We start from the raw sequence: 21,739 nt of genomic DNA, 5'->3' as shown, positions 1-21,739 counted from the left end.
TAATACACAGTATCATACATAGGAAGCTTTTAAAATCACGCCTTCTTCAGTTAGTGTCTTCTATAATTAATAATTAGAACAATGTGATAAATGATAAATCCTATCGTTAGACCTAGTAATAAAGAAAGTATAGGTAGAATTACTGGACCCAATACGACACCCATTATTTTTAGTTTTGTTGAAAAAATCAACCCAATTGTTATAAAAAAAGCACCAAATACAAAGGGGATATACGAATATGGATTTATTTCTCCTTCTGCATCCCTATATGCATCCCACATGGAAAACATATACAAACAAGGATAAAACATAAGCCATTGAAAATTTGTAACATAAATGGCTTTTTGTATTTCTCCTGTAAATGAATATAAAATTGCTAAGTTGAAGTTACTTTGTACATTTACAAGAAATTCTAAAAGAATTAGTATACTCCCTTTAATTAACCTTCTATTTAAGAACTGACCAAACCCTGGAAATGCTATGCTCCATAGTAAAGCCTCATGTTTTTTAGGTTTCTTATAACCGCTCACCCAATATCACTCAATTCATCTTTTGTTTACGATCCTCCATTTGAGGTGGCTCTTCCATCCAACCATTTTTAATCATGATTTTCGCACCCTTATGAGCATATTCAAAAATATCTTTCATGAAAATCGTATTTTTTGTTGGCAAATCATTTCGTAAACTAAAAGCAGTTCCGAGTGAATTGCTTCCCATAGAAAAGCTACAAAAAAGACTTGTACAATACATCATTAACTTATCAGAAAACGGTGCTACCGTTGAACGAGTTGGATTCCCTCCTGGCGTTTGAGGAATTGGAAGGTTTGTTTGAAGCATTACTTCACTCAATTCTTTTATAATGCCTTTAGCAAGCTCTGCACCCTCATTAAAGTATTTTTTTACCTCAACATCATTTGCACACTGTCCAAAACCTAAAATCAATTGTAAACCTGTAAGATTTGATTCAATAGCTTTATGAATGTGAGAAACTTCTACCGTGTTCAATGTTCTTTTTTGACTAAATGGATTGAGAGCTAATCCACCTAAATAACTATTATCTTTAACAAACGCAACTGATTTTGGCATTGAAACGTAAGGTGTTCTAATCAGTAACCCCTTTTCAAGCAAATATTGAGAGCAAATCCTGAAATACTTTTGGGTGAGAGCAGTAAGGTCTTCAAAAAACATATTTATATCTTCTCGAAACGTCATTGTCATATTTAATGAATGTAATCCTATACTGATCTCGTTTAAAAGGCGGACAAACATAATGTCAAACCCATTATCATATAGCTTTGGGACATCCTTATTTACATCTTGTGCTGTATATCCAACTGGTATAACAGCACCTTCCTCTTCAAATATCTGAACTATTTTACCAACATATATTTCAAGTTCTTCATGCAAATTTGTCATAATATCCTTGGCTTTTTCATCATCTGCTTTTGCTATCAAATACTCTAACACTCGTAAAATCATTGTTTTTTCTTGATATGTAAGCCATAATGTTCCTAATTCTGATGACGTAATTGATGCTTTTTCTGGCATAATTAACCCTCCCTAAAATAATTAATTTTAGGTTGTGTAATTTATAGAGATTCATACTATCCGTTATTAGCTTTTCACTTGTAAAACCACCAAAAATAAAAATTAGAATTATCATGTTAAAACAATGAAAAAAAGGAGTGTGAAAAACCATCGATTTGCACTCCTTTTTGCTTTCTCCCTATAACTAATCCGTTACGACAACGGCATATTTTGAATTATTTTTGTCGTTGTATTGGCAGTGTACAACAGCGGAAAGAACCTCCAGATTTAATAATTTCAGAAAAAGGTACTTCCATAACTTCAAAGCCTTTTTCCGTTAACTGCTTATTCACCTGTTTATTTTCGGGCAATGAAATGATTTTACCATCTCCGATAGAAAAAACATTGGTACCTAGCGTAAACTGTTCATCATCAGTGACTTCAATCAAATCATATTCATTGTGAAGCATGTTACATTCCTGCTCATTAAAGGCATCATTATAAATAAGTCCTACTTTATCACTTACTAAATTAAAACAACAATCCAAATGCAAAATATCTTCACGAATCTCCACAGCAACGACTTCTTTATCTGGTAACTGTCTTTGCAAATCTTCAATCGCTTTTGTTGTAGTGCGAAGGCTTCTCCCTATATAAACTTTCTCATCGGCAACAACCACATCCCCACCTTCAATGGAACGTGTCGTCAATGGAGTATAAGGCAAATTCTCATGGTCAAGGAATAGTTGTAAAACATCTATTTCAGGCTTTCTTATATTACGCCCCATCTCGCAAGTAAATAATGTATCCCCAGCCGCAAATCCAATATCTCTCGTAAAGACTTGTTCGTTCAGCTTAGAATCTGTCATTAGTTCGATCACTTCAATATCGAACCGCTTCAAGGTTTGAACAAAACGTTCATGCTGCTCCATTGCGATTTTCACATCAATATTTTCATCTTCATAAAATTTTTGCGTTTCATTGATAACATTTTTGATTTCCATGTATTTAGGTGGACAGACAATCACTCTTTTTAAGCGATCATATTCATTTTGCTGAAAAATCATGGAGAAAAGCGCTCCCTTTTTTTTATTTATTATTATACCTAATTTTAGATTCATTCATTCTTAAGAAAAAGTCTGTTACATGTTCTTACAGGTTCGTTTTCCAGTGAAAAAGACCGTGTTAATGTTACTATAACCTAAAAGACAAGGCGGGAGGGTATTACATTGAATAGTAAAAGAATGCAAAACCCGAACATTTTTACTTGTGTTATCTTGACATTTAAGCTTATGTTTCAATAAATACTTATTAAGGAGGATCTTTTCATGAATCGCCCTAAAAGAAAAAATCCAAACCTGTTCACATGCATCATTTTAACATTTAAAGTCATGTTTCAGTAATCAAATGATTCATTCTTTCATACAGATAAAGTAATATCCTGATAATAAGCACGGTTGGTTCGTCAATAGACTGCCAATCGTGCTTTTTCTTTATAGATTAATTGAGCGGTATTGCCACTTTCTGCTCTATCCAGTTGGGATAGCCACTCAATTTAATATCGATAATTCTTTCGTCGGTTTGGATTGCTTTTTTAAAGGTAGTTGTTTTTTGATTTGATTGATGACTGGAACTTGATCTAATTTGCTCCATTACGTTTCCATCCAAGTCCAAGATCTCACCAAAAGGATCCATATAATAGTTTTCCATTTTATCCATTGAGATCGACAGCCACCCACTTTCATATGTCAGATCATAAAACTTATCATATGGGTCATGAAGAATTTGTTCCTTTTCCAAATCAAAGCGGAAATAATCCTCATCTCTGTTAACAGCCTGTACTTTAGAAAAAGTGAGTGCTAATGATTCTGGCTGTTCAAAATAATTACTTTGCAAATAGACTTCATAATTCTCATCCTCGATGGTTCCACTTGCTGTCATACCATTTTGGATACCTGTCCATTCTTCTCCTTTTTCATCAACAAGTGCAATATCATCAATGGCAAGTATTCGCATATCATTTTCAGGATCTGCATAGAGATTAACCGTTGTTCGAAGTGGTTGAATCGTTACAGAATCGATATGGATCTTCTGACCTTCTATCTTGACTGTTTCGTCCACCTGATACTGAATCGATTCTTTAGTATTTTCCGCATGGAAATCAATCGAAATAGTTTCCCTTAATTGATTGCCGACACCATTATCTAATGTTTCGACTCCAACTACTTCTGTTGTAAAGGTAAAATCATCAAATCGGATAGGGTCATCCGTATAATATTCCACAGTTCCTCGGTTTTCATCTTGAGGACTGTAATCCTTAGATTGGTATGCGAGTTCTCTGCCATTAACATTAGTAATCAGACTTTCCTCGAGTCGAACTCTATCTAGCTCTTTTTCACTTGAAACTGTATAGAACAGAACAAGCCCATTTTCATCTCTAATCACTCCATCTACTGTTAGTGTAAGATCACCTTGGGTTACGGACTTATCGATCACTTGAAAATAATCATTCTCGATCGCTGCTTTCTGCCCTTTATCAAATTGAACGAACTCGATCAATTTATCCATTCCGGGGTACTTCGCTACTTGTGCGGCAAACGTAGGAGATGCATTAATGATCGTTATAAATGACAGTAAGATAATCGCTACTGTTACAACTGGAGTAATCCCCCACCTTTTCCAAAATTGTTGCTTTACTGCTTTTTGCATACCTGCCTCAATTGCTTGGTCCAACTCATGATCTCTTACTTCTAAAGCATCATATTGCTTTTTCCACTCGTCCAGTTTCTTTTTCATTATAGCTCCCCTCCTTCGTCTGCCAATTGACGTTTTAACTTTTCTAATGCACTGTAAATTCTAGTTTTTACCGTACTTTCTGGTATCTTTAATTGCTCAGCCAATTCCGGAAATGTCATACCATGGAAATACTTTAAATAAATCAGTTCCTGATCTGCCTTTTTCAAATGATGAATCGCATCTTCTAGCCAAATACTCTTAGAATTGTCTACGGAGGCTTTGTGTTTAAGCATGCGGTCATCTGTTAGTCGCTTGGATTTTTTCAAGACATCATTACAGTAATTAATCATGATCAGAATCAGCCATGTTTTGACATAACGAATGTCCCTTAGCTGCTTACGTTTCTTATAAGCACGGAAAGTTACTTCCTGTATCGCTTCTAATGCTTCTTCTTTATTTTTCAAAAAGGCCATCGCAGTGCGAAACAAATCTGCACGGTATGTAGTGATGATGTACACGAACGCATCATTGTTTTTGCGAAAATCCTTTTTGGTGACATCTGTCATTACAATGCCCCCCCTTTTCTTTTTCTATCTTATCTATTAGACACAGAGAAGTACAAAAAGTTTGAATAGATTAAATTTTTATGGCCACTTTTCGTGATTATATGGTCACTTTTCATGGTTTTATGGCCACTTCTAAACTTTTTATGGCCACTTTCCGATTATGTAAACAAAAAAAATCATCCCACATTTATGCGAGATGATTTTTTTTCTTAGTGGTGAAGCTAATATAGATTGTTAAGATAATACAAAGCAATAACAGTGAATGAAAGATAACATGAAGTGTATTCGGAACAATTCCATTGATTTCCGGTAAAAATGAGTGTGTATCTCCAAACATTTGCTGGTATCTATCCACTCTTTCTTCTGCTCCATAACCAAAAAAGTATGGAATCCACCAGTCAAAGGGAATCAATACATTTTTAAATAATTTCATCAAAACTTTACGTAAGAAAAACCGGGAAAGCCCACCCGGTCCTGTCCAAAGTAGTTATTTTGACATAAATAATAGGAGTAACAACCGCTCCGGCTTGCCCACTTCGCTTTCCGTGGGGCCTGTCTTCAGCTAACTTTTGTAAAGAAGATCGCTTTACAAAAGTGGATCTTCAGATCACGCTGATCCCACAGGAGTCGAAGTGGACGCCTAGGCTAATGTATGCTCTACAATGAATGTACTCGCTGACATTCCAATTTTATGACACAGGTTAAGAAAGCTCGAGAAGTTAGCAGTCACAAACGTTGTAGAACAGTTTCATAGCGGAGGCCGTCCACTTCCACTCCTACGGGATGATTTTCGACTAAGATCCACTTTGGTAAGTGCTCTTTACTTACCAAAGTTAGCTTAGGCGAAAATCCCGTGGAAAGGGAAGTGGACAGCCGCAGCGATGGTTTCCTGTACAAGCTATTTCAAAATGGCTACTCTGCTTACAAATGCGTTGATACCGCGAATTATATACTTTCTTATTTTAAAGAAAAAGCACTAGCTAAATACTAGCTAGCGCTTTTCTTCACAACGATATCTTCGTTTTCAAACACGATCTCTATTTGTTTTACATCTTCTTCTTCCAAGACAAGATCTGTTATGCCGTCTTCTACTTTATCTTGGATGACACGACGTAGTGGACGTGCACCAAAGCGAGGGTCATAACCTTTATCAGCTAGGAATTTCTTCGCCTCATCACTGACTGTTATTTCAAGGTCAGATTCTTTCAATTGTACACTTAACTCTGCGATCATAAGATCTACAATCTGAAGTAGATCTTCTTGTTCTAATTCATTGAACGGAATGATCGCATCAAAACGGTTCAAGAATTCTGGCTTGAAATAGCTGCTTAAGTTTTCTAGTGTTGAAACAGCTTCATTGTTGTCACTGTTGAAACCAACCGTAATTTTCTTCACTCCTGTACCAGCGTTACTTGTCATAATAATTACGGTATCTTTAAAACTTACCGTTCTGCCATGACTATCAGTTAGCTGACCATCTTCCATGATTTGCAGGAACATGTTCTGTACATCTGGGTGTGCTTTTTCGATTTCGTCTAAGAGAATCAAGCTGTACGGATTGTGACGAACTTTTTCTGTTAATTGTCCTGCTTCTTCATGCCCTACATAGCCTGGCGGTGAACCGATAATTTTTGATACGGTGTGTTTTTCCATATATTCACTCATATCAAGGCGAATCATCGCATCTTTTGTACCAAATAGTTCTTCAGCTAGTGCTTTTGTTAATTCTGTTTTACCAACACCAGTTGGTCCAACAAATAGGAAGGAACCAATTGGACGATGTTTAGATTTCAAACCAGCACGACTACGGCGAACCGCTTTGGCTACTTTATCAACTGCAACTTGTTGGCCAATTACTTTTTGACTTAAGTTGTCCGCTAAGTTTTTCATTTTGGATTGTTCGTCTGCCTGGATTTTGCGGACTGGAATTCCAGTTTTCTCTTCAATGATTAATTGAATATCTTCGACTGTTACGTCTGCTTTTGGCGCTTCTTTTGTTTCTGCTAATTTTTTCTCTAGTTTGATCTCTTGATGTCTTAAGTTAGCTGCACGTTCATAGTCTTCTTTTTCGGCTGCTTCCATTTTTTCTTGGCCTATTTCATCAAGACGTTTCTGCAATGCTTCGTGATCTGACTCACTTACATCAAGGTTGAGACGTGCACCTGCTTCATCAATTAAATCAATGGCTTTATCTGGTAAGAAGCGGTCTTGGATATAACGTTTAGACAACGTTACGGCAGCACGTAATACTTCATCAGAATAACTTACTTGATGATATTTTTCATAGCGTTCTTTCAAGCCTTGCAAAATTTGCTCCGCTTCATCTAATGACGGCTCTTTGACCATAATAGGTTGGAAACGACGCTCTAATGCTGCATCTTTTTCAATTTGACGGTACTCTTTTAATGTGGTCGCACCGATTAATTGTAATTCGCCTCGAGCCAATGCTGGTTTTAAAATGTTTCCGGCATCCATTTGAGAGCCTTCTGTCGTTCCTGCACCTACAAGTAAGTGAATTTCATCAACAAAAAGGATGACATTTTGACGTTCTTGTAGTTCGGATACTAGTTGTTTCATACGCTCTTCGAATTGACCACGAATTCCGGTATTCGCGACTAATGACGCTACATCCAGAATGTAAATTTCTTTGTCCAATAGTTTTGTTGGCACGTTTCCTTCTGTTACTTTTAGGGCTAACCCTTCTGCGATTGCCGTTTTACCAACACCAGGTTCCCCAATTAAGACCGGGTTGTTTTTGTTACGACGGTTTAAGGTTTCAATTACACGTTTAACCTCTTGGTCACGTCCAATTACTGGGTCAATTAGTCCTGCTCTTGCGGCATCTGTCAGGTTTTTACCTAATTGATCTAGAAGACCATTACCTTTTCCGCCTTGTCTTGTATGTGTTTTGGCATGTGCTTGGTTGGAATCATTTGTTCCTCCAGCAAAGAAGTTTTCAAAGTCTTGTCCCCCAAACATACCAGATGGATTTTTCATTTGATTTTTTATATCTTGAAAGCATGATTCACAAACATGTAAAGATTCGGTTTGATCATTAAATCGAAGGTTTACATTTATCATTGCTTGATGAATACCACATTGTTGGCATTTCATATGTTATTCCTCCTTCAATTTTTAAATAAGGTCAGTTTTGACTTTGACTATATTTGACCTTTCATGTCTATTATTATAATCTGACCTTCTTTGACTTTCAAGATCTTTGCTCAAAAAAAATTTTATCCATAAAAAAACAACCCACCAAAGTAGATTGCACGCTTACTCTATATTTTTTATATCACAGAACCGAAAGGAATAAACACAAGTAATATGGCTAAGAGTATCGACCATAAAATTTCTTTTATCACAGAGATCCTCCTAGTGAGCTTTTCGTTTATCATATCATATAACGAGACAACTGCTTATACTTTGCAAGAAATCATTACAAAGAATTTACATTCACAACATTCTTTTGCCATCAGATGATTTATGCTACACTAGAATTAATCCGTAATAAAAAGGAGTTGTTTCATTGATGACAACTATCGAGTTAATGCATAATAAAAAGACAATGCGTTTTGATGTAGTACAATTGACCATATATAAACAAGCAAAGATTGTAGAAGCTACCGGTCAAAAAAATCAATCTTATTATTTATTTTTTTACAAAGACCGCTATATTAACGCAAAAAAAACGACTTCTATACGAATGCAATCCTTTCTAAAAAATGCTCTCCAACACGGCCATACATTTTCTGCTGATCATCCATTAACCAAAGCACTGCTTAATGAAGACCATGCATATCGCCTTACTTCCAATAATCAAATGGTACAAAAACTAACAAACAAATACAACGAAATAGAAATGCTCTATGTACTGGCGATGTTCGATAACTATGTCAATGAAAAGAAGATCCAGGCCCTCTGCAAGAAGACATTTTACAACTACCGAAGGAACGGCCAGTTAAAGAAAGCATTCCGAATTCTTGTCAATTATGGGCAAGTACGTCCACACGACACGTTCGCCAAAGATATGCTGCATCATTTTGACTTCCAAAAATATAAAGACCAATACCAAAACATTGATCAACTTACAATCGAATGGTCAGACCCTCTCTATTTAGAATCTGTTTATTTCGAGCAAAATTTCCCTGACACTGTCATAAAATCTATAATCCAACAATATCATATAGATAATCGAAAATTTGATCAACTCTGTCTCCTCTACACGAATTGTTCATCCTTAAAGGCTATAGAAAATATCGATCAGTTAGCCCAGGAACTACTTGCTAAACAAGACCAAATTAGCTTATGGGAACAACTATTAGTTGAATATCCTGAACCAAAAGAAATCATTGAAAAGCTCGTAAAACTGGATGGTTATCAAGCCATTTTACGGTATTATGTTCACCATGACGAAGCGATTGAAGATCGAAAACTGTTCGAGAGGGTTCTTGACGCTGTTTCTACCGAGCAATTAGCTAAGGATTATCAACCCTTATTAGAAACTTTACTGACCTTATACAAAGAAGATGCTGCACAGCTAGAAAGAGTTCTCCATTTAACGATCAAAAAGCTGTTACAGCATCTACCTTTAAACGAAATCATCACATCACTACAAGATACTGAGCTACCAATCATACAGAAGTTAAGGAAAATGGAAAAATTAACAGATAATCCAGACCAGCAATTTGCCTTAGGTGAAATCTACTTCGATCTGGAACAGTATGACCAAGCAATTGCTTGTTTTGAGTGGGAAATGGAATTAGCGCCAGAAGATCCTGCTCCGATTCAATACCTTTACAAAAGCTATTTAGCAAAGGGAGATAAAGAACAAGCAAACACGTATAAACAATTAATGGTCAACATACCTTCTTAACCTTCTTCAATACTGCGCCATAATGTCATGGCCGCATAAGACCGATAAGGTTTCCATGCTTGATTCCATTCGTCAAGTTTGGCTGCAGTTGGTTTAGTTTCCAGACCAAAATGAAGTTTTAATGCGTTTTGAATGCCGATATCACTCGATGGAAAAAGGTCTTGTCTACCCAGTGAGAACATCAGCCAATTTTGGACAGTCCAGGCGCCAATTCCGCGAATTTTAGTTAATTGTTGCATCACTTCTTGATCACTTTTGTCATAAAATGAAGTTAGACTAAGCTCTTTTGCAACAATTCTCTTCGCGGTATCAATAACATATTCTGCTTTTCGTCTACTAAATTGCATATCTTGCAGTTCCTGATAAGGAATGGTTGCTACCTTATCAGCTGTCGGATAAAACCAGACACCGTCAATTTGCTCGCCATAGGTTGTCACAAATCTTGCGGTTAATGTTTGGGCAAACGCCATATTTAGTTGCTGATGAATAATCGTTTTAACCAAATTACTAAACGGATCAAATTCTCGAATCAATGGTGTTGCTGGATAGGCTTCAAACAAGCCCGCTAAATCTGTATCGGCGAAAAACTGCTGAATCAATCGTAAATCCTGATCCCAAGCAAATATATCAGCTATTTGGACAAGTAAGTCTTTCTTTCGTGCTGTATCTTGTCCTTCTATTAAAAAACTGGGGCTTGCTGTTGTACCAGTTGCTGTCACGGTTACGACATGTTTTTCCTGACCAATTCTTAATGGTACTAACACGGATCGCTTCTTGAAATCGACATAATTCAACTTATCCATCTCTAACCGAAATAGTAGATAATCAAAATCATAAGGCATTCCAAGTTCTATTTTTTCTTGCCACACTAGCATAACTCCTTCCAATATTTCAGAGTTTTCACTCTATTATGGTACAATATAGAAAAATTCACAACAATAATAGGGTGATTACATGCAAAAACAATATTATGCCATCATCGACATTGGTTCTAACACAATGCGGCTAGTAATCTATTTAAGAGAAAAAGGCGGCAGATTAAAAGAAGTAGAAAACGTCAAAGCAGTTGCCAGACTACGTACATTTTTAGAAACAGATAATACGTTAAATTCGGCTGGTATCAAACGATTAATTGCAACACTTCAGAGCTTTCAAGATGTATTAGCAACATATGAATTGCAGGAGGTCGTTTGTGTCGCGACTGCGACAATCAGACAGGCAGAGAATCAAGAGGAAATTTTGATCCAAGTAGAAAAACAAACAACCATGACAATCAGGATCTTATCAGAAGAAGAGGAAGCCTACTACGGCTATTTGGCAGTTGTCAATTCCACTTCTATTGAAACAGGTATCACCGTTGATATTGGCGGTGGCAGTACAGAGGTTACCTATTTTGAAAATCGAGAATTAATTGAGTCACATAGTTTTCCTTTTGGTGCTTTAACCTTAAAAGAATTTTTTGCGAAAGAAATCCCTACTAACCAGGAATTGCTAGCATTGCGAAATTATTTAACTGAACAGTTTGCCACATTACCTTGGTTACGTAATCGCGAGGTCCCCTTGATTGCGATCGGGGGAAGTGCCCGGAACCTTGTGCAAATTGATCAAAACTTGAAAGAGTATCCGCTGGCTGGTCTCCATCAATATAAAATGTATGATACGGATATTATCCAGGTTAGTAACTATTTAACATCACTTAAGCCAGATAAATTACCAAAAGTAGAAGGATTATCAAAAGACCGAGCAGATATTATTATACCTGCTATTGAAGTGTTCCACAGTTTATATAAAATGATGCAGGCAGACTGTTTTATATTAAGTCGAAAAGGTCTTCGTGACGGTGTCTTTTATGAACAACTATCAAAGGAGATGGGATCTATCCTTTTTCCAAATGTGTTAGAGGATAGCATTCAAGAGCTGATCAATGATTTTGACCTAGATCCGAAACAAATTTTGCATGTCCAGTACCTGACGCGTATACTTTTTGATTATTTAAAAGAAAATGGTCTTCTGCATTTAACAAAAAAGGATTGGACATTATTAAAAAGAGCAAGCTATTTATGCCATCTCGGGGATTATATCGATGCTGAATCAAGTGCACAGCACACCTTTTACTTACTAGCTAATCGAACTATCGATGGCTTAATGCACAAGGATCGCCTGCAACTGGCATTAATTGCTTCCTACAAAAACAAAACGGTATTTAAACAATTTATCAAACCTTATAAAAAATGGTTTCTAAAGGAAGAACAAAAAAAGCTGCGTCATTTAGGGGCGTTATTAAAATTTAGTTATTGTTTAGATGCTACCAAGCGTCAGGTAGTTAAACAAATAACTTGCGACAACCATAATGACTCCTTGACGATAACATTACATTGTGATGGTGATGCCAAGCCCGAAGAGTATCAATCTGAGAAACAAAAGAAACATGTCGAGAAGGCGATTAAAAAAGATGTTGAGTTGAAATTTGTATTGTAAAAGATGAATTTACAAAAGATTTACGTTTCATTAACAAAATATTGGTTGTGAAACGTTATGATAATGGTAGAGATTGTCGAAAAAGGATGATGATTGATGTCAACTGTCAAACAAGAAAGGGATTTAGAACTACCAGCTTATTACAACAATCGTGAGTTAAGTTGGCTCTCCTTTAATAAACGAGTACTTGAAGAGGCGGATGATGAAACGAATCCTTTATTAGAGAGGTTACGTTTCCTTGCTATCTTTTCTTCTAATTTAGATGAATTTTTCATGGTACGAGTCGCAGGTTTAAAAGATCAAGTGAAAGCCGGGTTCAACCGGCCAGATAATAAATCAGGATTAACGCCTAAACAACAATTATCAAGAATTTCTAGCTTTAACCATGAACTTGTTGAACAACAATATGATTTATATAAAGAGCTATTACCACAGCTAAAGAAGGAACAGATTTACATTGTAGATATGGAGGACTTAAATCCCCAAGAAATCAATAAATTGGAGAATTACTTTGAAGAAGAAATATTCCCAGTATTAACTCCAATGGCGATTGATGCGTATCGAGCTTTCCCAATGTTATTAAATAAATCAATAAATCTCGCCGTACAACTTGAAGATGTTTACGATTTGGAACATCAGCAAGTAAAAACAGCGATTGTACAAGTTCCCGCTTTACTAGATCGATTCATTGCAATTGGTGATAATCAACAGTATATATTGTTGGAAGATTTGATTCGTTATTTCATTCATAAGTTTTTTACTGGTTACCATGTGCTGTCTACCACCACGTTTCGAATCACACGAAATGCTGATATGACCATTCATGAAGAGGGTGCACGTGACCTTTTGAAAGAAATTGAGAAAGAATTAAAGAAAAGAAAATGGGGAGCTGCTGTCCGCCTGGAGGTAGATGCACGCGAAAATAACCCCGATATGGTTGAATTTTTACTCCATGTGCTTGAAATTCATAAAAAAGATTTATACATTATCAATGGACCGCTTGATCTGACGTTTTTACAGGATTTTTATGGTCATGTAAAAAAAGAGCACGAGCATTTAATATACGAAACATTAATCCCTCAACCTCCTCAGGATATTCATGAGGATGAAGATGTCTTTGAGGCTGTAAGAAAAAGGGATTTATTTTTACACCATCCATATGAATCGTTTGAACCAATCGTAGACTTGATTCGTGATGCCGCGGATGACCCAGAAGTATTAGCGATTAAGCAAACCTTATATCGTGTCAGTGGTGGTTCCCCGATCATAGCAGGATTAAAGCGAGCGGCAGAAAACGGTAAACAAGTTACCGTTCTAGTCGAATTAAAGGCACGGTTTGATGAAGAAAATAATGTCCAGTGGGCAAAGGAATTAGAAAAAGCAGGCTGTCATGTTATTTATGGTATGATTTCATTAAAAACACACAGCAAAATCACACTTATTGTCCGTAAGACGGCACGAGGAATTGAACGCGTCGTTCATCTAGGAACAGGTAATTACAACGACCAAACAGCAAAGTTTTATACTGATATGTCCTATCTCACGATTAAACGGAAATTCGGTGTAGATGCGACTAATTTTTTTAATTATTTAAGTGGTTATACTGAAAAACCGACTTACCATCATTTATCGATGTCACCTTTCGATATCCGCAGCGACATCATGAATTATATTGACAAGGAAATTGAATTTCATAAACGTCATGGAAATGGTCGGATTATTGCCAAGATGAATTCATTAACCGATAAGCCTTTAATTCAAAAATTTTATCAAGCTTCACAGGCTGGAGTAAAAATTAATCTGATCATAAGAGGGATTTGCTGTTTACGTCCGGGAATCTCTGGTGTCAGTGATAATATCGAGGTCCAAAGTATTGTCGGCAGGTTTTTAGAACATAGTCGTATTTACTATTTCCATCATAATGGAGAAGAGAAAATCTTCTTATCTTCTGCTGATTTAATGACAAGGAACATGGTTAAGCGTGTAGAATTAATGTTCCCGATTTTTGAAGGGAGAATCAAATCAAGAATTCTTTCCATTCTTGACATTACACTTAAAGATACTGCCAAAACAAGAGTCCAGGCACAAGATGGCAGCTATTCACGTGTCAGATATCAAACAAACGGTACTTTATTGGATAGCCAACTCATGTTATTCGATATGGCCTATAATGTATTAGAAGATGAGGAATAAACAAAACCCCGTTTAGATAAACCAAACGGGGTTTTCGTTTTAATCGGGCACTTTTTCCCTTTTATCGGGCACTTTTAGTGAATCCGATTAGTTCCTCAGGAAGCATCTGTTTTAACATGAGATCGTCTAAGCTTTTGAATTGATAACCTTGTTCCCTTAAATCTTCAATCAAATGCTCCAAGGCATCAGCATTATCCTTAGAAACAGTATGCATTAAGATGATTGCACCAGGATGAATCTGATTCATCACTTGTTCATAAGCATGTTTCCAACCTTTTTCTGATCCTTTATTCCAATCCACAAATGCTAATGACCAAAAAATATGAGTATAGCCTAGTTCATTTGCCCAACTTAAGGAATCTTCGTTAAATGTCCCACTAGGAGGGCGGATATATTGAACAACTGCTGAATCATCTAATTTCTTAATTTTATTTGTTAAGTCGGTGACATCTTTCGTAAATCTTTCCTTTGATATTTCGGTAAAATCGAGATGACCGTCAGAGTGATTTCCAACAATATGGCCATCCGCCAACATACGACGAACTAATTCCGGTTGATCATTGACATAATGACCAGTTAAGAAAAAGGTTGCCGGTACTTCTTTTTCTTGCAATACATCTAAAATTTGCTCTGTGAAACCAGCTTCATAACCATTATCAAATGTTAAATAAACATGTTTGTCACCAGATGGATCCATGTAATAGCTTTGATGCTTTTCTAATATTTGCTTGTACTTCCCTACGTCCGGTGGTTGTTGATTCGTACCTTTTTTATATCCCCAACCATAGCTGACTGCCCCAGCCTCCATAGGGATAACCAGCAAGAATAACATTACCATTACGACTATTTTCTTCATATGATCACCTTTTTTATTTTTAGTTTAAGTAAAAATGGTGTTCATATCCTATGATTTTATAAAATAATGCTGGCAATCCATCCAAATAAAAACAATGGAATATTAAAGTGTAAAAAGGTTGGTACACATGTATCCCAAATATGGTGGTGTTTCCCATCAGCACTTAATCCGGATGTCGGACCTAATGTACTATCACTGGCAGGGCTACCAGCATCCCCTAGTGCACCTGCAGTACCAATCAATACGGCTATAGCCATTGGCGAAAATCCTGCTGCCATACAAATCGGAACATAGAGTGCTGCGATAATCGGTATCGTACCAAAGGAAGAACCTATTCCTAATGTAATGACTAAACCAACTAACAATAAAATAAAGGCGATAATTGCCTGATTGCCAGCTAGCATATCAGATGATGAAGCCACTAACTCATCTACCGCACCTGTTTCCTGAAGAATATGTCCAAAACCGGAAGAAACAAGCATAACAAAGGCGATCGTCCCCATGATACCGACACCTTGTTGAACAAATGCGTCTCCCTCTCGTAATGGTACGGCAAAGAATAACACCATTAAAATCACACCTGTCAACGCACCAATCACAAGACTTTCGGTGAAAATTTGTACAACTAAGGCAGCTAAAATGGCTAAAATTGTTAAACCGTGCGTATAATTAAAGGTAATATTTTCCTGTGCATCCTTGCTTATCCCATCAGTTGGCAACCATTGCTTCGCTTCACGAGGTTTACGGTAGCTAATAAATACCGCTATTAGTAAACCTATGATCATACCGATACCTGGTAATAACAACGATAAAGCAATTTCTCTTACTGTAATATCTATTCCATTATTGCTCATTCCACTCTGAATTGTTTCATGGAAAATAAGACCATACCCTAAAGGAATCATAACGTAAGGTGCTTTAAGACCGAATGTCAAAGCAGTCGCTACTGCACGTCGATCCAATTGCATTTGATCAAATAATTTTAATAATGGTGGTATTAAAATTGGAATAAATGCGATATGTACCGGTACAGCATTTTGAGATAATGAAGCAATACCTGCAATTGCTAATACTAGCATTGTTTTTTTACCAGTTAGTACTTTAATTAAAGATCGAACTAATATTGAAGTAATTCCCGTATAACTGATCATAGCTGCAAATACACCGAGTAAAATATAACTTAACGCTGTGCTTGCCTGACCACCCATCCCCTCAATTAAGAGATTAACTGTATCCTGAATATTCATACCCGCCATCAGCCCAGCTACTATCGCAGCAATAATAATTGCAAAAATAACATGAACTCTTAACAAACTTAGGGCAAGCATGACAATAACTGAAACGACAACTATCCATTCCATACTGTTTCCCTCTCCCTCTTTTCTTTAACCAAGATCTTTTTCTATTTTTTCGATCATCTGAATTAGCTGATCAACATCTTCAATGGACGTCTGTTCCGGATCCAAATGATCTAAACGTTCCATAAACTGCTCGAGCTGCATGCGAAGCTCTTTTATTTTCTCTCCGTTGCTCACAACAACACCCCTTTCCAACTTCCCCTACTCATCCTAATTGAAAAAAACAAACATGTCTAGCACTTTCTTAATAAGAAAAGCGTAGGGCACTCGGAGCTAGACAAACACCCGAATTTTATACTTCCTCTCCCTAAGTAGACTAAATCCTAAGTAGTACACACAAGGTACTATCTGTTAGTCCGAGCAATCATTCTGAAAGTTTGTGACTGCTAGGAGAAGCTCCAGAATAATGTTTCGCTTTCCACTGGCATGGCTTCAGCTCATGCTATTCCAACAGGAGTCTCCACATTTTTCCTCCGCTTTAGATTTGTTCTACAGCGCTTTTTACAGTTAGCATGATGTTTTTTTGTCTGATTTAACCATGCAATAATGATTGATATAAATAAAAAGCCCGCATGTTACTTGATACTGAAGTTGTCGAGTGAATATCTAACGGAGGCCGCCCACTTCAAAGTTAGTGCACATTTTACGATAATAGCTAGGGATATATATGTTTCACTTTATTACAAATAGAAATGCATGCATCCCTCTTTTTATTATGAGAAATGCATGCATTATACGTTATTTCGTCTCAAATGTAAAAGTGAGGTGATTTGCTATCGGGATATATGCTCCGATTTCCTGTTTGGTAACATTTTTAATAACGAGATTCTTTTTTGAGCCTTTTAATTCTAGGAATACTTCGCCGAGGATGACTTGTCCTTCATCCTTTACCACTGGCATATTGGCTTTTAAGATCCCAATTTTTGAAGTTGGGACAGTATATGTCTTACTTAGCTTTGTTTCTTTTCCGACCACGGCATGAAAGGTTAGTGGAAGGTCATGCTGATCTCTTGCTTTTTGTAAAATCATTTGTTTAATCTGATCGGTTTGGTCCACTTTTGCTGTCAGTGCACCTTCCACATGTTTTTCCTCTATTTGATAATAAAAAATCTCCTCATTCTTCTCACCATTAACATTATTCACTTCATTCGTATTAACTGTTTGAAAATCCCACTTAATCTCAGAGGATTCTGACTGATACGATAAAGGCCAATGTCCAAGATATACATTAGCACGATAACCAAAAGCAATTGGTGACGGGTTAATGGTCGATTCATTCAACGATTTGATTAACTGTGGATTATCAATCTCCACATTTACATCCTCTAAGAGTTCTTTTACTAATTTACTCGGTTCGATCGACGTATCTTCTTCCGACATTTGTTTATAGGTGTTTTCATTTTTGATTGATACGAGATCGTCTTGTTTGTCCTCTTTAGACTCTGCAATTAGCGGGATTGTTAGCATCATTAAACATAAAATGACAGAAAGACCGAGTTTCTCCATTATTTGTTTTCGCTCCTTTTTCCCCTTAGTGTTACAAAAGAAACGAAAACTATGCGTACTAATTACTTAAATTCACGATTTCAAGTGTTTCGGTAATTTTCACACTATCTTCAATCGTTCGAATCATCGAACAATTCTTTCGTGCAATTTCCATGCTCTTTTCAATTTGATCTTTTTTCAGACCCACACCTTTTACAACAAACTTAAGATGAATCGATGTAATCTTGTTTGCTTCATCTGGTGATCTTTCGGTCTCCGCTGATATCTTTAAATCATCAATCGAAATTCTTTTTTTATCCAGTACTTTGCGAAATACTGAAGCACTGCATCCTGCAACAGAAGCAACCATTAATTGGAACGGGCGGTAACCCAATTCTTCATTCCCTGATATGTCTAATTCTCCGAATGGTAAAACGGTCCGAACGCCACCTTCTGATAAATAAAAGTCCATGTCAATTCCTCCTTTAGTTTAGTATTCATTTTTTGTAATCTTTAAATACCATATACTTGATCATAAAAAAACTAGCTAAAGAGGATAAAACCATTGCTAAGGCTTTGGAAAGATTATATCGCCACCAATTTGGCATGTCCAGTATAGCAAATAAGGAATTAGCTCCCAAGAAAACGAGATTACTAATTCCTAAACTAATTAATGCTTGGATAAAAAAAGTAATACGTTGATAAGAACTCCCCTTTGAAGTGTGGTTAAAGGTAATCGATGCATTCCAGATGTAACTATTTAAGATTGCCAGGCAATAAGAGATACTATTGTATAAGAGAAGCATAGCAGACTTTTTAGTATGGAATAGCAATAACAGTAAGTTAAGCACACCGATATCAATTAGTGCATTACTAACACCAATGATACTAAATTGAAAAAATTGAAAACGACCACTTTTTCTTTTCATGAACATTCCTTCTTATCGAAGTCTTTATGTTGTGAATCAATTACTTGCTGATAAAAAGCTAACGCTTGTTGTGACTGATCGTCCCATCCCATTTCATGAATGTCCTTCCAAGCTTTTTCTGCAAGTCTATTACGCAATGCTTCATCTTCTAATCGTAATACAGTTTCTTTAAAGCTATCCAGACGTTTAGGGTTATATAGTAAGCCGTGTTTTTCGTGTTCGATTTGCTCACGTGTTGGCCCACTGTCAGCCGCAACAATTGGTAAACCTGATGCCATTGCTTCCATTAGTACTAAACCTAATGTTTCGGTTGTTGATGGAAATACAAACACATCACTAGAAGCGTAGGCTTGTGCTAACTCTTCCCCATGCATAAATCCGGTAAATACCGTATTCGTCCCTTGAAAATGTTCCTCCAATTCTGCTCGGTGAGGTCCATCACCTACAATCGCTAATACGAATTGGTCGGATTGTTCTAAAACGGTTCGGATCTTTTCTATTTCTTTTTCTGGCGCAAGTCTGCCAACATATAATAAGAGCTTTTTATCATCGATTCCATTTGTTAATCGAGTTCGCATCTCCGAGTCCGACTTATTTGGATGAAAAAGGCTCGTATCTACACCTCGTTTCCATACATGTACATTCCGAAACTGCTGTTGGTCTAATTCTTGTTTTACGACATTTGATGTACAGAGGTTAATCGTAGCCTTGTTATGTAATTTGCGAAAATACCACCAGAGAACCCCTTTAAATATGGATAAATGATAATACTCAGCATACTTGGGGACCTGCGTGTGATACGACGCTATTAACGGATAGCCAAGTTTTTTGGCAAAGTGAACACCTGTGGCGCCAAGTAGCGCCGGATTGACTACGTGAACAACATCTGGATCACATTGCATGATTAGCTTTTTCACGCGTTGGCTAGGTAAAGCAAAAGCTTTCGAGCGATAAAACGGTAATTTACGAGCTGGTAACCCGATTACTTTTGCCCCTTCAAATTCATTTACTCCTAAATCCGGCGCAATTACTGTCACCTGATGTCCGTTTTTCATAAAATAGCGAATACTATTGGTTAACCTTGTTACCACACCATCTGTAGAGGGTAGAAACGTTTCCGTGATGATAAGTATGTGCATTGCTAGATCACCCTTATTCTTCTAGTTCAATTATTTCCATTTTACTTGTGGTAAGATATTATTTTCTATAACTCGATCTTTATATGTTATTACAGTTCGTAGAATCTCTCTTATTACATTTTCGTCAAGAAGATAAGGTTCTAATCCAAGATCTTTTAATTTTGTGTTAGCCGCTTCAAAAAAATGTTCTTCTAACTCAACTCGTGGGTTTTCTAAATGTGCTATGTTTGTTTCAAAACCTTCTTCTTGAGCAACTTTTTGTACTTTTTCTGCTAGATCTCCTACCGAGAACTGTTCAGTAAATTGATTGAATACACGGAATTCACCATGGTCAGCCGGATTTTCCGCTGCTATCTCAATACAGCGAACCGTATCCTTAATGTTTAGAAACCCTCTCGTTTGCCCACCTTTTCCATACACTGTTAAGTCTTGTCCAACAGTTGCTTGGATAATAAAACGATTTAAAGCAGTACCGAAAACACCGTCATAATCTAAACGATTAGTAAGAACTGGATCTAATTTCGTTTCGTCCGTTTCTAACCCGTACACAATACCTTGATTCAAATCAGTTGCTCGGATACCCCAGATTTTACAAGCAAACATAATATTATGACTATCATGAACTTTGGATAAATGATAGAAAGAACCTGGCTGTTTCGGAAATGGTAGGGTATCCTTTCTACCTTTATGTTCTATTTCAAGGTAACCTTCTTCAATTGGAATATTTGGTGTTCCATATTCCCCTAGTGTACCTAATTTGATTAAATGACAATCCGGAACGATTTCTTTTATACCAAACAGTACATTTAATGTCCCCGTCACATTATTTTCCTGTGTGTAGACCGCATGTTCCCTGTCAATCATTGAATAGGGAGCTGAGCGTTGTTCAGCAAAATGAACAAATGCATCTGGTAGTTCTTGTTTTAACACTTCTTTCAAAAAGTCGTAGTGTGTTAAATCACCTTCATATAAATTAATTTGTTTACCAGTTAATTCTTTCCACTTTGCTACTCGCTCTTCTAATGAAGCAATAGGTGTTAATGAATTAGAGTGTAGCTCATTGTCAATTTTTCTTCTTACATAGTTATCAATAATAGAAACTTCATGTCCTTGTTTGGATAAATAGAGAGCAGTTGGCCATCCACAGAAGCCATCTCCTCCTGCCACAATAATTTTCATTCTTCTCCCACCTTCTTTTCTATAACATTTATAATAATAAAAAAACCTATAATATTTATATTAACATTGTCTTAAGATAATGTTGAAGATTATTCTGAATTTTTACATGCTTTTTACTATTTTTACGTTATAAGAAAGTAACTAATAGGCGTAACAACCGCAGCGATGGTTTCCTGTACATGCTATTTCAAAATGGCTACTCTGCTTACAAATGCGTTGCAAAGTTAGTTGAGGCCGTACCCGCGGAAAGCGAAGTAATTAGTCGGAGCGTTGGCAAACACACATAAAACACATCAAAATACCTACTTCGTTAAACACGGTCATTGCGCTGATTATATACTTCCTTCCCTTTCCTTGAACTACCCCCACTTAACCTCTTTTCAGGATGTTTGAAGTGGGGGATTCTTGGGAACAGAG

Annotated in this window: 19 protein-coding genes; 3 read left to right on the top strand and 16 right to left on the bottom strand. The window is 36.6% G+C overall.

Features of this window, described 5'->3' with window-relative positions; all coding sequences use genetic code 11:
• Nucleotides 1-50: 50 nt before the first annotated feature.
• The 7 genes from GH715_RS17940 to GH715_RS17910 all read right to left on the bottom strand — a co-directional run bounded on the left by GH715_RS17940 (nucleotide 51) and on the right by GH715_RS17910 (nucleotide 7,943).
• Nucleotides 51-530, bottom strand: coding sequence for a hypothetical protein (locus GH715_RS17940; RefSeq protein WP_163578747.1), 480 nt, complete (start codon nucleotides 528-530; stop codon nucleotides 51-53).
• 10 nt (nucleotides 531-540) lie between these two features.
• The gene (locus GH715_RS17935; RefSeq protein WP_153836572.1) at nucleotides 541-1,548 is read right to left on the bottom strand and encodes a DUF3231 family protein; all 1,008 of its coding nucleotides are present in this window, start codon (nucleotides 1,546-1,548) and stop codon (nucleotides 541-543) included.
• Nucleotides 1,549-1,763: 215 nt separating this feature from the next.
• The gene (locus tag GH715_RS17930) at nucleotides 1,764-2,594 is read right to left on the bottom strand and encodes a dimethylarginine dimethylaminohydrolase family protein (protein WP_153836571.1); all 831 of its coding nucleotides are present in this window, start codon (nucleotides 2,592-2,594) and stop codon (nucleotides 1,764-1,766) included.
• Between the two features lie 433 nt (nucleotides 2,595-3,027).
• Nucleotides 3,028-4,323 carry a DUF4179 domain-containing protein gene (locus GH715_RS17925; protein ID WP_153836570.1) on the bottom strand — a complete coding sequence of 432 codons (1,296 nt, stop codon included), beginning with the start codon at nucleotides 4,321-4,323 and terminating at the stop codon, nucleotides 3,028-3,030.
• Nucleotides 4,323-4,829: an RNA polymerase sigma factor gene (locus tag GH715_RS17920; RefSeq protein ID WP_153836569.1), complete on the bottom strand. Its 507-nt coding sequence runs from the start codon at nucleotides 4,827-4,829 to the stop codon at nucleotides 4,323-4,325. Before GH715_RS17920 ends, GH715_RS17925 begins: the two co-directional genes overlap by 1 nt.
• A gap of 187 nt (nucleotides 4,830-5,016) precedes the next feature.
• Nucleotides 5,017-5,265: a hypothetical protein gene (locus GH715_RS17915; protein WP_338029425.1), complete on the bottom strand. Its 249-nt coding sequence runs from the start codon at nucleotides 5,263-5,265 to the stop codon at nucleotides 5,017-5,019.
• Nucleotides 5,266-5,816: 551 nt separating this feature from the next.
• Entirely contained in the window at nucleotides 5,817-7,943 is a 2,127-nt protein-coding gene (locus GH715_RS17910) for an ATP-dependent Clp protease ATP-binding subunit (protein ID WP_153836568.1), read from the bottom strand.
• Between the two features lie 415 nt (nucleotides 7,944-8,358).
• On the opposite strand from GH715_RS17910, the gene GH715_RS17905 reads away from it, so the two are divergent.
• A complete protein-coding gene (locus GH715_RS17905; RefSeq protein WP_153836567.1) occupies nucleotides 8,359-9,705 on the top strand; it encodes a tetratricopeptide repeat protein in 1,347 nt (448 codons plus the stop codon).
• Here the strand turns inward: GH715_RS17905 and GH715_RS17900 are convergent.
• Nucleotides 9,702-10,580, bottom strand: a complete 879-nt coding sequence (locus GH715_RS17900; RefSeq protein ID WP_153836566.1) for a DNA-3-methyladenine glycosylase family protein — start codon at nucleotides 10,578-10,580, stop codon at nucleotides 9,702-9,704. The genes GH715_RS17905 and GH715_RS17900 overlap by 4 nt on opposite strands.
• 79 nt (nucleotides 10,581-10,659) lie before the next feature.
• On the opposite strand from GH715_RS17900, the gene GH715_RS17895 reads away from it, so the two are divergent.
• Together GH715_RS17895 and GH715_RS17890 are read left to right on the top strand one after the other, a co-directional pair.
• The gene (locus GH715_RS17895; protein ID WP_153836565.1) at nucleotides 10,660-12,183 is read left to right on the top strand and encodes a Ppx/GppA family phosphatase; all 1,524 of its coding nucleotides are present in this window, start codon (nucleotides 10,660-10,662) and stop codon (nucleotides 12,181-12,183) included.
• A 96-nt stretch (nucleotides 12,184-12,279) separates the two neighbouring features.
• On the top strand, nucleotides 12,280-14,376 hold the full coding sequence (locus GH715_RS17890) for an RNA degradosome polyphosphate kinase (protein ID WP_153836563.1): 2,097 nt from the start codon (nucleotides 12,280-12,282) through the stop codon (nucleotides 14,374-14,376).
• A gap of 61 nt (nucleotides 14,377-14,437) precedes the next feature.
• Here GH715_RS17890 and pdaA read toward each other — a convergent pair whose 3' ends face one another.
• From pdaA to GH715_RS17850, 8 genes are all read right to left on the bottom strand, one after another.
• Nucleotides 14,438-15,232: a delta-lactam-biosynthetic de-N-acetylase gene (gene pdaA, locus GH715_RS17885; RefSeq protein ID WP_153836562.1), complete on the bottom strand. Its 795-nt coding sequence runs from the start codon at nucleotides 15,230-15,232 to the stop codon at nucleotides 14,438-14,440.
• Nucleotides 15,233-15,288: 56 nt separating this feature from the next.
• Nucleotides 15,289-16,593 (bottom strand): Na+/H+ antiporter family protein, encoded by a 1,305-nt coding sequence (locus GH715_RS17880; RefSeq protein ID WP_153836561.1) that lies wholly within the window; start codon nucleotides 16,591-16,593, stop codon nucleotides 15,289-15,291.
• A gap of 24 nt (nucleotides 16,594-16,617) precedes the next feature.
• Nucleotides 16,618-16,767, bottom strand: a complete 150-nt coding sequence (locus tag GH715_RS17875; RefSeq protein ID WP_018932552.1) for an SE1561 family protein — start codon at nucleotides 16,765-16,767, stop codon at nucleotides 16,618-16,620.
• Nucleotides 16,768-17,328: 561 nt separating this feature from the next.
• Nucleotides 17,329-18,096, bottom strand: coding sequence for a YfkD family protein (locus tag GH715_RS17870; protein ID WP_153836560.1), 768 nt, complete (start codon nucleotides 18,094-18,096; stop codon nucleotides 17,329-17,331).
• A gap of 58 nt (nucleotides 18,097-18,154) precedes the next feature.
• On the bottom strand, nucleotides 18,155-18,547 hold the full coding sequence (locus GH715_RS17865; RefSeq protein WP_153836559.1) for an OsmC family protein: 393 nt from the start codon (nucleotides 18,545-18,547) through the stop codon (nucleotides 18,155-18,157).
• 25 nt (nucleotides 18,548-18,572) lie between these two features.
• Nucleotides 18,573-19,004 (bottom strand): GtrA family protein, encoded by a 432-nt coding sequence (locus tag GH715_RS17860; RefSeq protein WP_153836558.1) that lies wholly within the window; start codon nucleotides 19,002-19,004, stop codon nucleotides 18,573-18,575.
• On the bottom strand, nucleotides 19,001-20,143 hold the full coding sequence (locus GH715_RS17855; protein WP_153836557.1) for a glycosyltransferase family 4 protein: 1,143 nt from the start codon (nucleotides 20,141-20,143) through the stop codon (nucleotides 19,001-19,003). The genes GH715_RS17860 and GH715_RS17855 overlap by 4 nt, the downstream gene beginning before the upstream one ends.
• Before the next feature lie 30 nt (nucleotides 20,144-20,173).
• The gene (locus GH715_RS17850) at nucleotides 20,174-21,322 is read right to left on the bottom strand and encodes an NAD-dependent epimerase/dehydratase family protein (RefSeq protein ID WP_018932547.1); all 1,149 of its coding nucleotides are present in this window, start codon (nucleotides 21,320-21,322) and stop codon (nucleotides 20,174-20,176) included.
• Between the last annotated feature and the right edge of the window lie 417 nt (nucleotides 21,323-21,739).

The organism is Gracilibacillus thailandensis (genome assembly GCF_010994055.1).
Lineage (GTDB): Bacteria > Bacillota > Bacilli > Bacillales > Amphibacillaceae > Gracilibacillus > Gracilibacillus lacisalsi.
This window is presented reverse-complemented; position numbering and strand designations above follow the sequence as displayed.